This window comes from Sphingobacterium chuzhouense (genome assembly GCF_014692525.1).
Lineage (GTDB): Bacteria > Bacteroidota > Bacteroidia > Sphingobacteriales > Sphingobacteriaceae > Sphingobacterium > Sphingobacterium chuzhouense.
Window position 1 is genome coordinate 671,417 of sequence record NZ_JACNYL010000001.1, and the last position, 14,775, is coordinate 686,191.

At 43.1% G+C, this 14,775-nt stretch carries 6 protein-coding genes; all 6 read right to left on the bottom strand.

Annotated features, from left to right (window positions below; genetic code table 11):
- Nucleotides 1-2: 2 nt before the first annotated feature.
- Nucleotides 3-1,619 carry a fasciclin domain-containing protein gene (locus H8B21_RS02740; RefSeq protein ID WP_190312246.1) on the bottom strand — a complete coding sequence of 539 codons (1,617 nt, stop codon included), beginning with the start codon at nucleotides 1,617-1,619 and terminating at the stop codon, nucleotides 3-5.
- A 7-nt stretch (nucleotides 1,620-1,626) separates the two neighbouring features.
- Nucleotides 1,627-3,096, bottom strand: coding sequence for a RagB/SusD family nutrient uptake outer membrane protein (locus tag H8B21_RS02745; RefSeq protein ID WP_223814792.1), 1,470 nt, complete (start codon nucleotides 3,094-3,096; stop codon nucleotides 1,627-1,629).
- An 8-nt stretch (nucleotides 3,097-3,104) separates the two neighbouring features.
- Nucleotides 3,105-6,356 carry a SusC/RagA family TonB-linked outer membrane protein gene (locus H8B21_RS02750; RefSeq protein WP_190312247.1) on the bottom strand — a complete coding sequence of 1,084 codons (3,252 nt, stop codon included), beginning with the start codon at nucleotides 6,354-6,356 and terminating at the stop codon, nucleotides 3,105-3,107.
- 42 nt (nucleotides 6,357-6,398) lie between these two features.
- Nucleotides 6,399-8,597, bottom strand: a complete 2,199-nt coding sequence (locus tag H8B21_RS02755; protein WP_190312248.1) for a fasciclin domain-containing protein — start codon at nucleotides 8,595-8,597, stop codon at nucleotides 6,399-6,401.
- A gap of 54 nt (nucleotides 8,598-8,651) precedes the next feature.
- Nucleotides 8,652-10,055: a pectate lyase family protein gene (locus H8B21_RS02760; RefSeq protein ID WP_190312249.1), complete on the bottom strand. Its 1,404-nt coding sequence runs from the start codon at nucleotides 10,053-10,055 to the stop codon at nucleotides 8,652-8,654.
- A 234-nt stretch (nucleotides 10,056-10,289) separates the two neighbouring features.
- Entirely contained in the window at nucleotides 10,290-14,675 is a 4,386-nt protein-coding gene (locus H8B21_RS02765; RefSeq protein WP_190312250.1) for a hybrid sensor histidine kinase/response regulator transcription factor, read from the bottom strand.
- Nucleotides 14,676-14,775 lie beyond the last annotated feature (100 nt).

Sequence of the window (14,775 nt, forward strand, 5' to 3'; positions counted from 1 at the left end):
AATTACTCTACTGGGTCAAATTGCAGACGATCCATTGTGATTAAATGGCCATCTAATGATAGTATACGCAAGGTATGATCTGTTGTTTCCGTAAAGTCTACGGTTCCCAAAACCTGTGTTAGATTACGCTCTTCTCGAGAATTGGAAATTACTAACCGGGGATACAGCATCTCATTGTCAAGTACAAAAGCACAGATGCCCGTATTCGAGGAATGCTTCGGACTCGGCCATATAAATGATATTTTATATTTTCCTTTTACAATGGTGGGGCCTTTAAACTCGACCCATCCCGATTCACCCAATTCAGCACGGAGGTGATCGTGGTTTAACAGGTTGTACCAATTTCCTTCTGTTGGTCTGTTATTCCTATATGTCAATACGTTTTGTTTGTATTCAGGACGTGCCGACCAAATGATATTCGTGAGTTCGCTGGCTGTAAACGTTTTGTTGTACTGCGAACCTAAGTTGGTATTTCGATATTGGCTCACATTAGCTTCTATATCAGGATAATCTGTAAATTCCCAGATCACCTCAACCTGTTCTGGCGAAAATAATGGCATCCAATCATTTACTTCGTGGACAACACCATTTTTACAAGCGATATTCATTTCCAAAAAAGAAATCGATTCCTGCGTTTCTTCATTTTTATTGAGCACCAGCCCCGCACCGCTTTCCGAAACCTTGACCAGCTCATTTATCGCCATTGTCTGCAGGTTCATTTTAAATACGTTTTCCGGGAATTGTCCTAGATCGGCATACGAACGTTGTTGTGCCAACAGATGATACCCCACATATTTATTTAGCAGATTATTTGGATCAGTATAATCTCCTCCTGCCGATACCTCCAATTTATCCAATATATCCTGTAGGCTTTGTATTCCCGCTTTGGAATAGGTTTCGTTGCTGACCGCAAAAACCGTATATTTAAAACGTTGCTGGATGGGGTTGCCCATGGGGTCCGTGGTTTCCGTATAAACGGTCTCTAGCTTCTCCCGATATCCAGTCAGGTCGACCAACTCCCGAAACAGGCTCCAGTCCTGCCGTTCTTCCAGTCGATCATAAATCGTTTCTACCAAAGGCACTAACACATCATCAATACTGTGAATGATACCATTGGTCGCTCTAATATCATAACTGTTGAATCTCGACACCCCATTCAGATAAACCGCTTCCAATCCCCCATCTCTAAATTCAACGAATAGGTTATCGTCCGTCGCATTGAGTTCATTGATAGCACCGCTTTGAAACTGGGCAAATTCAATTTCTGCATGCGGTATCAAATGGTATCGAACCAAGTACGCAGCCTGCTCTTCGGTCATATCATTTACCGAGCCGAGGTTTATCGTCTTAAGGTACCGTTCTACCCCTGCATTGATCGGCGCAAAATGGGTATATATCGCATCTAGATTCAATGTATTATATAAGTTAGCTTTTTCGAGCACTTGTACCCAAAGACTGTATTCATCTGCATTATTTTTCAGGTAAAGCCCGATTGGTGTTTCATCATACGCCGTATAGGTGTTATCTTCAAAACCATCCTTGCAGGAGCTCATCCAAGTAAGCACCCACCCTAGAAAGATCAGGATACTCCAGCGTCCTATTTGTTTTTTTGCTTTCATCTTTCTCTTAATTTAAATGTTCATAATAAGGATTTTGTACCAAGAGACTATTGTAGCGTAATTCGTCTATATGGATCGGCAGATAGTGCGCATTCTCATTCATCAGCTGTGCACGGATTACCGGCGCAGACGCTCCCGAGCTGCCTGCCAATACCTGTGTGATCAAGTATTCTTTATATTTATAGCCATCTCGCTGCGCCATACGTAGGAGGTCAAACCAGCTTTTCCCTTCTGCCAGAAATTCTTTTGCTTTTTCTTTCAACAAGGCATCAAGTAATTGCAACTCTGTCGTTCCGGCATCCAACGGCCTGGATATTGTTGCTCGGGAACGGATAGCTGTGATTAGTTCTATCGCCGCAGGATAGGAACTCTCGCCCTTCATAATCAAGGCCTCCGCTTTCATCAAATAGATATCCGCCATCCGGTATACAATCCAATTCTGGTCGCTGAATGAGCGCGCCACGCCCGTGTTTGCCTCTGCACCAAGGTATTTCCAGATTTTTAGGTCAGTAGCATAAGATGCACCTTGTGCTCGTATATCTTCGCTATCTTCTGCAAACAGCGACAGGGCATGATTAGAGATGATCCAGTTATACGAAGCACCGAACATATTCATCAGTTCATTGTTCTGCGCTTTCGAGTTATCAAACTGTATCTCAAAAATACCTTCGTTGGTATTGCCCGTGCTAAAAATGGTGAACCAGTTGTTGGTCGTATTCACCCGTCCTTGAATCAAGCCCACACGTCCCGATTCCATGATGGCATTGCACGATATGATCGCTTTATCGTATTCGCCCATCCATAGATAAACGTCTGCCAATGCCGCATGGATAGCCCATTTGGTAGCCCGGCCTTTTGTTTCCCATACGGTGGGCCATATTTCTTTACTGTTGGGCAAAGCGGCGGTCAGATCGTGCACGATCTGCAACAGGATCTGTTCCTTGGAAGATTTTGCTACTTCATAGGCCTCATGATCATTCATATAGGGCTCTAAAATCAAAGGAGCCTCTCCAAATGTGCGTACAATATAGAAATAGCTCAAGGCTCGTAGGAAATAGGCCTCTGCCAAATAAGATTGCATCACGGCGTGGTTAAAAGAAGGGTCTCTTTCCACCACATCCGGTGCATACTTTAAGACCATATTGGCATAATTGATAATCTGATAAAAATTGCTCCATTTCACCAGATTGTTGGATGGAAGTATCGAAAAGCCTTTCAACCGTATTAAGTCTACGTCTACCACCATGCCCGCGACGCTCAGCATGTTTCCACGTGCATCACCGAAGACCAGCATATCCTTTATCGATTTCTGAAGCCCTACATAAGCCGCGCCCAATACAGCCTCCGCTTCTTCTTTGTTTGCCCAGTAATCATCGGTAACCTGTTGGTTTTCCGGCTTTAACTCCAACCATTTTTGACAGGAGCTGCTCATAAACAGCATCCATATCACGATGAGGCTATATCCTATTTTCATCATTCTTTATATTAAAAATTTACATTGACCCCCAAAGCAAACCGACGCGGCCGCGGGGTGTTGGCGTTGTCCTGACTTAACATATAAACATCGCTTGAAAGAGACACCTCCGGATCTTGTCCCGAATACTTCGTCCAGGTATAAACATCCTGCAAGGTTGCAAACACATCGAAGCGTGTTACACCAAAGCGTTCGATCAGCGGTTTCGGAAGCGAATAACGCAGTGATATCATTTTTAAGCGGAGAAAAGAAGCATCCTCGACAAAGCGATCCGATCCCAGATAGTTATATCCTAATCCATACAGGGCTCTGGGAATTGTACTGGCATCGCCTTCATTCCGCCACCTACCCAGTACCGCCGTACTCTGATTACCTGTTCCCCGCATATTTTCCGTAGTCATCCGGACACTGTTCACCACCTTCTGTCCAAATCGGCCATGAAAGAAGGTACTCAAGCGAAAGCCCTTATAACGCACATCCACACCTCCACCCGCTGTAAAGAGCGGCATCGCATTTCCCAAGTAAACGATGTCATATTGATTGATGACACCGTTACCATCAATATCCTGGTATTTAGCATCCCCTGCAAATACGCGCCGGTCGCCGTTGCGCGTAAAGACTGCCTCTCCTTCCAGATCCCGAATAATCTCGCCGTTGATGTCGCGGGCGTAAGTTTCTTCTATATTCTGGTATACGCCTAGATACCGATAGCCATAAAACGAACCCAACGGGTTACCTTCTACAATTTTATGCGCATATTTTTCGTTATCGAAATCGTAACGCTCAAACTCCATATTGTCCGGCAGCTCCAATACCGTATTTCTATTTCTGGATATATTCAGATGGCTGAATGTCACATCGAAATCTTTACTGCGAACCGCATCCACATTCAAAATTAGCTCCCATCCTTTGTTTTCCATTTTACCGGAATTGTAGAAACTCATTTGTGCGAAACCGGTAGAGGACGGCAATTTCACATCTTTCTGTAACAGATCAGTGGTTACGCGGTTATAAATTTCCCCTGTAATAGTTAATCTGTTCTTGAAGAAAGCCAGGTCAACGCCGAAGTCTGTTTGCGTAACGGTTTCCCATTTGAGGTTATCGAGTTGCATCGATTTCGGTGCAATGGCAGGCATATCCACGTACCCTGGTGTAATCGGTTCAAATATACCGAGGTACGTATAGTTTCCCCGTGGGGAGTTTCCTGTTTTACCCCAGCTATACCGCAGTTTAATCATGTCTGCAATCCCCAACTTCTTGATGAATTCTTCGTCGCCAAGATGGTATGCTACACCCAAGGCAGGAAAACCCTTCCAACGATGTTGAGCGGAGACGGCGGTACTTGCTTCCCAACGGTAAGTTCCGTTTATCAGATATTTATTTTTGAAGCCATAATGGACACTGGAAATCACACCGATATCTCTACCCATAGAACTACCGGACCCCATTTTTGCTATGGCTCCGCCCGATGTCGGATCGCTCAACGAAGAAGATGCATTTCCGGACGTTTCGCTGGCATAACTGAAATTTCTGGATTCCGTAGTTTGTAATAAAGCAGTCCCGATCAAGCTATGCTGTTCCAGAAAAGTTTTGTTGTAAATAAATTTATTTTCGGTTGAAATGTGCAGATTGTCTGCCAATGCATCGGTACTTCTATTGAAGAAAGGGTCTGTCCAGATCACGCCCGTCACTGATTGTGGCAGATATTTCCTGTTCTTGGTTGAACGCGTATCAAACCCCACTGTACCGGTGTATTGCAACTCCGGAAGTATCTGATATTGTGCTCTAAAAATAACCCGTGCCTGCTCTCCCGTAGTTCTATTGACCGATTCATTGACCATGGCTACCGGATTATACATACTTTCTTTTTCGTCTCCGATAAAAGCTCCCTGGAAGTTGAGACGAGGAGAGAAATACTCATCCGTATAATTCCCATATTCATCGATATAGTATGGACTCATATTCGGCATCTTGCTCATGGCCATCGCCCGAGGGGTTTTGATTTTACCCGTCCAGAAATTGTCCCGGTCACTCAGCGAGTACGACATATCCGCATTGATATTAAATTTGTTCGAGAACTTGTAATTCACACTCAATAGGGTATTGTAACGGTTCAGTTGCGTGCCTTTTGTCGTCCCGACATCGTTTAGATAGCCTAAAGATAAGCGATAGGTGGCTTTATCCCCACCGCCACTAATTGACAACGAATTATCTACAAAATGTCCGGGCTGCGTCACCTCGTTTAACCAATTCGTATTTTGGTTATATTCTTTAAAATAAACCCAGGATGGATCGTAATTGATTTCTTGTGTATTGTATAATAACGTCAAGTAAGGAAACGCATTCTGATAGCCCAGATCATTCACTGTATTCCAGACGGCATCCTGTATCATCGCTACATATTGTCCGCCGTCCAACATCGGGATGGTCTCCGCCTCGCGCTTGAAGTCCAATTTACTTGAAAAAGCAAATTGTGTTTTCCCTTGTCGTCCTTTTTTAGTTGTAAAAAGCAATACACCATTGGCTCCTTTGGACCCCCATATCGCGGTCGCTGCGGCATCTTTCAACACCTCGATCGATTCGATGTCCATTGGCGAAATGTTGATCAGCGCTCCAAAGTCTTCATCATTGGCCGTCGAAAAGTTAAAATCATCCGCAATCTCTGTAGGGTAAGGCACACCGTCGACAACGATCAGCGGTTCTGAGCTTCCGTTGAGGGATGACGTACCGCGGATACGGATAGAACTCCGAGCGCCGGGATCGGCACTGGAAATAATATCGACATTGGCCAGTCGCCCCTGTAAACCGCTCTCGATTGATGCAAAAGGCATGGTTTCCAAAGCTTTCATATCGATACTTTCTGTTGCAGAAACTTGATTTCGATAGGAAATGCCCATGGCATTTCGCTTCTGTTCTCCCGCTCCTGTTATCACCACTTCTTCAATCGATTTATCATCCACTTGCAACGTGACATTGATTTCCGCCTGGTCCCGATAGGGTATCCGTTGTGAAATATAGCCAATACAGGCAACGACAATAGTCAAATCATTTTCTGTCGGTACTTCCACGCTAAATTGTCCTTGAGCATCCGTGGAAGCTCCTCTCAAATTTCTGTTATCTTTGTTTTCGACAAAGATCGAAGCACCTTGCAGCGGTTCGTTTCCCTGACCTTTGATATTCCCTGTCAATACTTTAGATGATTGACCGACGACCAGAGAAATAACACTAAAACATGTTATTAAGGTTAATATATATTGCCTCATTTATCTTTTTTTAAATGCTAAACCTATAAATCTTCTAATCCGTTATCGTTTTAATAGCTTGTTTATCCGATAGACGGCTCCATCGCTAAACACCTGCGGAAAGTCACTTATAATCGGAAGGACTGTACCATCCTTATCCATCAACTCGAGGCTTGTTCCACGATCTGCTAAACTGATCTGTCGGTACTCGCCTACGCCTGTTCGCAAGGCCGTATCCCACGTACCCTGAACGCCAAAGCCCGGAAAAGGATAATCGCTCAGTGAATTATCGGGTACCGATACAAAATAGGCTTTTAGATATGCTGCCAGTTCATTTTTTTCTGTCGGGATTGTTCCATTACTCAAGCCTTGGAGTACCGTCTCATTATCCGGTGCGAACAGTAAAAAACGGTTTCCAAACAGGAAAGACAGGGAATTACCTGCTTCCATTAATCCAGCACGGGCCAATAGTTTGGAAAATTCCGCATAGGGATATAAAACATTGATCGGAGACTCAGCGCCGATCAATGTCGATTTAATAGTTCGGATCTCGCCTCCCATGGCTATCTCGGTATCCAGGCTAATACCATTGTACCAATCACCAGCAAGGTTGGACACGGCGATATCTTTCTGACTATTGTACGTAGATGTGGAATATACTTTCCCATCAGCCACATAGATGTAGCTGTAAGGATTACGTGTGCGATATACTTTTTTCTCCTGTAGAGAGCTAATTCGATCATACACAATGTGGTCAGAAATAAAATTTTCCATTTGGTTTTCAGACAACGGTACCAGCACACCTTCCGAGTTTTCAACCAGAATCTGCTCATCACCAAATACTCTTGGATTCCCTTCTGTCCAGAACAACTGGCTATCACCGATATAGGTGTCTTGAAGAACCTCATCACTCGGGATAAACAGGGTAAAGTCGATCTCTTTGCTTACCAGTGTTTGGTAGAGACCGGATTTGAACAGCATGTACATGAACATCCGGTATTTTGGATTGCGGAAGGCTGCTCCGGTGACGCTGTTGAACATATCCGGCACCAATACTTTATCCAGACCGTAGAAAGCACCGTTGGAAGCGATGGCTTTTTGCTGTACATCTGTATTAGGATCAAACACGATAGGTGTTCCAAACGTTGCTTTGATATCCGGATTTTTGCCGATCTCGGACGGAAAGACCACATTTCCGGTGTAGACGTGGTTATACATCAACAGCAATAGGGGCAGCATGTCCACTTGGTCTAACGACTGATAATGCGCTGCCATATAGGTATCGAAAAAACCTTTCAGTGCCTGATTATTGGGCGCAAACACATTAAAACCACGGTAGGCCAAGCCCGCTAAATCAAAATAAGCTACGGCGTCTGGCAGTCCATACGTTGTCCATTCGGATGCGATAGGCGGCAAACTGCCGTGTGATACACTAAACAGTGAGTCTCCGGCCATCCCGTAGTCCAGGCTGGTTTCCTCATCATAGGTATACGTTAGATAACGATCGTATATCTTCAAAAAATCTTGATAGTCAGGATATTCTTCTAATGTTGCATGCAAGGTTTTCAGCGGTTTCAATACTTCATCAACAATGTATATATACCCATTGTCTGTGGGAATTGCATATTCTGTTACGCCAGCATTTCCCACGTTAAAACCATTGCTTCCTTTCCAGGTACCACTACCGAAGAAATACTCGTAATTGCCGGCGGCATCGATTCCTTTCGTCTGAAAATGTGTCTGGGAGAGAACAGGCAGAAAGCGGTCTTTGTTGAAGACTTTGCGTTGCCTCCCTCCAATAGGATCCATTTCGAGGCTGATGGAGTCGGAACTGCGGGTACGATGCTTGTAATATAATCCCGCTCTATTCGTCTCTCTTGCCTCACTGCCATTAGGCTGGTAATTTTCCAGCATATCTTTGCTATAAGCGTAATAAATCAGGTGATATCCCACCAGTTTTTTTAACTCTTTCAGTGGCACCTGCCCTACGGAAGACCAATTGTTTTCGGTCAAATATTTTTGGAAAGCCTCATCGGAAGGAGCGAAAATCGTGGCGATGGTCTTCCCATCGAGAATTTCTTTAAATCCTGCGCGCTCCACAGCCTGCAGAAACAGCGTAAACTGCCCCCTATCCTCCAAAACTTCCCAACTATTGCCTTTCAGCCAATCCGGACGCTCATAATGCGAGACCAGTTCTTTCTTAGAACAGGCCATAAAACAAGCTGTAAACACACTGAATGTGTATAGTAACAGTTTTCTCATGGATTAATTGGTTTATTTAAATCGTTAGTTGTTTATAAAATGCTATTATATATGCTACTTTTTTTCTGAAAGATGATGCAGATACACTTCGATATTCAGGTATCCTTGGTATTTCGGATCTTTACTGTGCTGCAGGGCATCGGAAGGGTCGTTTTTATTCAACCCCAACTGGTCTTCCGACGTATCCGGTATCCCGTCGTTGTCGGTATCCATCGCAACCGAAGCCGTGGTGATATTACCGAGCCCGCCATTTGGAAGCGGCAGATCAGATTCATCAAAAACATATAGCCCCGATTTGCCGGCACTCTTTAACTCCTGAATTAAAAAGTTATCTACTGGATCTCTTTTCGGGAGAATAGCTCCTGCCCTTTCCAGTAGATACTGATAGGCTTCCCGGGCATTCATTGCTGGTGACACAGAAGGATAATTGGCATAGTCAGCTTCCGTTTTAAAATTTTCCGGTTGTAAGCCGGGATACCACTGATCGTTCCCTTCTATCGGATCGCCGTCGAGTCTACCATTTTTATTGTTATCATAATAATTACCCGCTTGATACAGATTAAAGTTCTCGTTTCCTCTCGAAAACGGTGTTAATTTCGTTTCTGGCGTAGCTGGCCCACCAATAAAATAATTATGTAAAATAAGGACATCGGATGTCATGGCAGATCCTCCACCCAAAATATAGGCATCGGCAGACACCTTATGTTCATCCTGTGTTTTATTGGCATTGCCGAAATTATACACCACGTTGTTCACGAACTCGTTGATTCCTTTAACCTTCGGGTTACGCGTTTTATTACTGATGTAAAGCGATTTCAGGATAGATACCTTGCCGCCCGTTTGTATGAGTCCACCTGCCGAATGATTATAATGGTGTAAACCTTGTGCAATAATACTGTTCTGGATAGTGATACTATCGGGTTCCATCCCTCTCTTGTCCCAGTTAATGGAGAAAACCTCATCCAAGCCCCAGCTAAGTGATACATGATCCAATATGATATTCTTACCATTGGAAATACCGGAGGCATCATCGTTCTTGCCTGCGCCGGCATTGGCGCCTAAACGGATACGTAGAAAACGGGCAATAGTTTCGTTTGATCCGGAGAAAGAAACTTTACGTCCGTATAGTACAACGCCGTCTCCCGGAGCAGTATGCCCCGCAATTGTCGTATACGGTGCGATTGTTATATTACTTTTTAAATGGATTACGCCGGCAACACGAAAAATCACAAAACGGCCGGGCTGGCTCACCGCGTCGCGAAAGGAACCTGGCCCCTCGTCTGCAAGTGTCGTTACCAAATACATTTCTGGCTTTATATATCCTCTTGCCCCCTGTGCAAAGCGCCCAAAACCTTCGGCTTCGGGAAAGGATAACAATTGCTGTGCCTGTATGGTAACGCTACAGGCAATCAAAGCACCAGCGAATAATCCTTTAATTAGGTTCCAGTCTCTCTTCATCTTAGTTAGTCTAAAAAAGTTACTTCAATCAACCACCTCTTTATACAAAAAACTGCGTGTTCTTGTCGTTTATATGTTGGCGTTTATTTTGCTATCCCCGCCTTGGCTAAAAGCAGTGTTTGCGTTACTTCAATTATAAGGTCAAATATAGGCGGTAGCTTGTTTTTTCATTTTCAAAAATTGACACAATTCATTTAAAAATTGACGAAAACGCTAATTAAAGGGGATTTTTATTTAAGATTTACTTTTCAAATAATCAGAAGGAGAAACTTTATATTTTTCCTTAAAACAAGTACTGAAATATCCGGAACTGTTGAACCCTATTTTGTACGCAACTTCCGTAACAGTAAGCTCGCCCGTATCCAGTAGCTGTTTCGCTCGTTTTAGTCGAATGTCCTTGATAAATTCTACAGGCGACATACTGGTTAGACTCTTCAGCTTTTTGTAGAAAGTGGTCCGACCCATAGCCATAGCGTTGACTGCAGCGTCAATACTAAACCCGGTATCCGACATCCCGTTCTCTATAATCTGGATGACTTCCCGCAAAAATGCCTCATCTTTTGAGGTGATGATGATTTCCTCGGGTTCGAGTTTAAGTACTGTAGGCTTTTCCAACATACCCTCAACAAATCTCTGTCGGTTTTTCAAAAGATTACGCAGCAGGTACTTCACATAATCCATATGGAAGGGTTTTGTGATATAAAAATCCGCACCGTAGGAAAGTCCTGTGATCTGATCTTCAATGGCAGATTTTGCCGTCAACAATATTATTGGAATATGGCTGGTCTTTACATCATCTTTTAGCTGTTTCAGCATCTCAATACCATCTGTTCCCGGCATCATGACATCCGAAATAATCACATCTGGTATCAATTCTGTTGCTTTTTGATATCCTTCCTGACCATCGCCTGCTTCGTATACATTGTAAATGGAACTAAATTCATCCACAATAAAGCGTCGTAGTTCGGGATTGTCTTCTACAAGAAGTAGAGTGGGCTGATCTTCTTTATAGCGATCTTCTACCAGCGGCTCCTCTCCATACAGGTCCATATCTGTATATGGTATCTCCTCGCTGGCGACTGTATTTTCTTCTTGCGGGTCGATCGGATTAAAATGGTCGTTACCTGCCAAAATGCGCACTGTGAACGTCATCCCTGCTTCCTCATTTCTCTTGGCATATATCGTTCCGCCATGTAGATGTATAATATCTTTGGACAGCGCTAAACCAATTCCCGTTCCTTTAAAAGTGCTATCCTGCATATTGCCTCCCTCATAATAGGGTTCAAAAATAACATCGAGTTGATCCTCACTGACACCATCTCCCTCATCCATCACGTGCACTTGTACATATTCCCCATCTTTTTCGATGCGGATGACAATACGGCTCTCTTTAGGTGAAAACTTGACGGCGTTGGAGATTAAATTAAAAAACACGATATCCATTTTCTCTTCGTCACACCACACATAACTTTCTGTTTGAGCTATCAACTCCAACGAAATCCGTTTATCTTCGACGATATCAGCAAAATTATCTAACAGTTGCCGCATCAAGCCCACCAACTCTACACGGCTTATTTTGAGTTTTGTTTTCTGCGCCTGTATTTTTCGGAAGTCCAGCAACTGGTTCACGAACCTAACCATACGGTCGGTATTCTTATTCGCAACGTGCAAGTACTTCATTCCTTTTTGGGAGAGTGTTTCCGTCTGTCTGATCTTGAGCAGAGGATTCACGATGAGTGTTAATGGCGTGCGAAGCTCATGGGAGATATTGGTAAAAAACTGCAGTTTCAATTCCGTCATTTTCTTCTCAATCGCTATTTTATGTTTCAGGCGAATCATAGTAAAAACAATCCTGCGGATCACCTCCAAAGCACAGATGGTCAGGACAACGTAGCAGAGTATAGCCCACCCGCTCAGCCACCACGGCTTTTTAACCACAATGGTAATACTTTTTTCGGGTACATTTTCAAAATGTCCGTTACTGACTGTTTTCACGCGAAAAGTATATTGTCCTGGTGGGATTTTGGTATAGGTAGCTTTTTTCTGGTTCTTTACAAAATGCCAATCTTTGTCATAACCTTCCAATATATAGGCATAAGAAATATCGTCCGGTGTTCGGTAATCCAGCACGGCATATTCGATCGTAATTACATCCTGATCATGATTCAACACGATTTCATCCGCATAATTAATAGAAGTTTTCAAAGGCGATTGGGGATCTTTAATATCGATTTCCTTATTGTATAGTTGGATGCCGGTAAAGACCATATTCCCCGGAAATTTCTCGCTCACAATTTTATCGGGATAAAAAGATATATAGCCGTCGACACCACCAAAAAAAATCTCTCCTTGATCGGAACGGAGACACGCGGCTTCCGAAAACCCGATTCTTGGTAGCCCGTTATAGGTATTGTAGTTTCTGAAATCCTCCGTTTCCATATCCATGACTGCAATACCATTTTCTGTTGCCATCCAAAGGTTTCGGTCGTTATCTTCTACGATGCTTAAAATGATATCATTGGGTAGTCCCTGTTCTTTGGTGAACGCCTTGAATTGGAGTCGTTCGTTAAACCGATCAGGTTTATTAAGCACCTTATTCAGTCCTCCTCCAAACGTAGCCACCCAAACTGCATCATCTTTTGAACTGAAAAGATACATGATGTCGTTATTTCCCAAGCTACTTTTATCTCCGGATATTTTGACCGTGGCAATAAATTGTATGTTATCTGGATTTTCGTCGGGGTCAAACCGTAAAAGCCCATCGGTTGTGCCTAACCATATTTTTTTGTCTGGTCCGAGTATGGCATGCCGTATGACATTAAAAGTCCGCTTAGGGTAATTCTTAAATGAATTATCCACATTTTTAAAGTGAACTTTTCCATTTTCTTCCACCAACAGGTTGGGGCCTTTCTGGAATGTACTGATCCATAAACGTCCTTTATGATCTTCCGTAATATTGTAAATCTGATTACTGCTCAAGCTGTTGACATCCATCGGATCATGCTCATAGCGGAGAATCTTATATTTTGTCCGCTCTCGATTTTCTGGTTCCAGCTTAATCAATCCATACCCTTTTGTTCCAATCCAGATATTTTTATTTCGATCTTCAGTAATACAGTAAATACTTCCGGCAATTTGGTCGTTCTGCAAAACTTGAACATCACCGTTTTTATGAAAATATACACCTCCGCTCTTATTGGTGATCCAGATCTTTCCATCAGTGTCCTGCAGTAACGCCCGTATTTCATTATCAAATCTTCCGGGCGCGGTGTTTACGAGTCGCCGATGTCGGAAATTATCCGAAAAAAAGGTGACTTTATTGACTCCTCCATTTCTTGTACACAGCCACAGAACTCCTTTTTTATCCGTATACGAGGCTACTAGATTATTGGAAAACAGCCGATTTTTATCATCGGGGTCATTATAAAAATAAGCTATTGTATTGTTGCTTTTTTCGTAATAGCCAAAACCGCCTCCTTTAAGACAAACCCATACCATATCGTTCACATCTTCAAAAACCTTGAAGCTTCTATCGTTGATAAACCCTTCTTTGGCCATAAAAGGTAAGTTATGCTCTTTTTTATGTACAAACGAATGGAATGAGTTAGTTGATGGACGATACAAAACAGCTCCGTCCTTTTCCGGTTCTAACCAGATATTCCCGGCTCTATCTTCATAAATTGATAAGTAGCTGACGTTGCCGTTGTTTAGCTGCCGAAGTCCCGCGTGGTGGTGGTCATAAACTACTAAACCTTGATTTTGGAACGCCAAGTATACCTTTCCGGTGCTGGACACCAGCATATCAAGTATATTACCCCGCTGGATCTGCTTTTGGGAGAAGGATTTGGAACTGGCCTCATATTGTACTAATACTCCATTGGCTGTGGCAAAGAACAGCCTCCCGTCTGCATCGGTAGCCATTTTAATAAAGTCCAGACGTTCTCCATAGGGTTTACCTGCTAACTTGGGAGCTATACGATAGGTTCCAGCTTCTTTAACAAAGCACAACAAACCGCTTTTTGTACCGATCCAGATCTGCTGTTGTGCATCTTCCACAATAAAATTAGCCTTATTTTTCAAATAGGGCGTGACCGCTCCATAATTGACAATCTCCAACTCGCCATTTCCTTTGTCTGACACACATATTACACCGTTGTCTTCTGTTGTAAGCCAGACATCTCCGTTGGAAACGGGTATGATATCCGCCATAAAGAGATGTTCCAGGTTTTCCCCTTTATCCGATTTGACAACAGGCAAAAACTCTTCTTTACGTTTATCAAACCGATATACTTTTTTATCATACGTCTTAACCCACAGAAAACCACTTCGGTCTTCAACGATCTCTCTTATCTTATTGTTTTTAAGTGCGGAGCGATCACCCGGACGTGATTTATAGACAATAAAATTGTTTCCATCATAACGGTTTAGCCCATCCCAGGTACCAAACCAAATAAATCCCTCTGCATCTTCGATAATACATGCTACACCATCATGAGACAAGCCGTTTTCTGTAGAATACGTCTTAAACCGAGGTTCCCGTATAATTCCCCACGTCGGTAGCATATTGATAAACAATATCAACAGTACCACACCTAAAACTTTATTATTTATCGTATTCATACCCAACTAGCCTCGTTCTTCGCGCGATGGATAACGACTAAAATTTCCCTCTAATGTCATCTCATTCGGTTTACAACCTCTAAATATAGACATTCTCCAT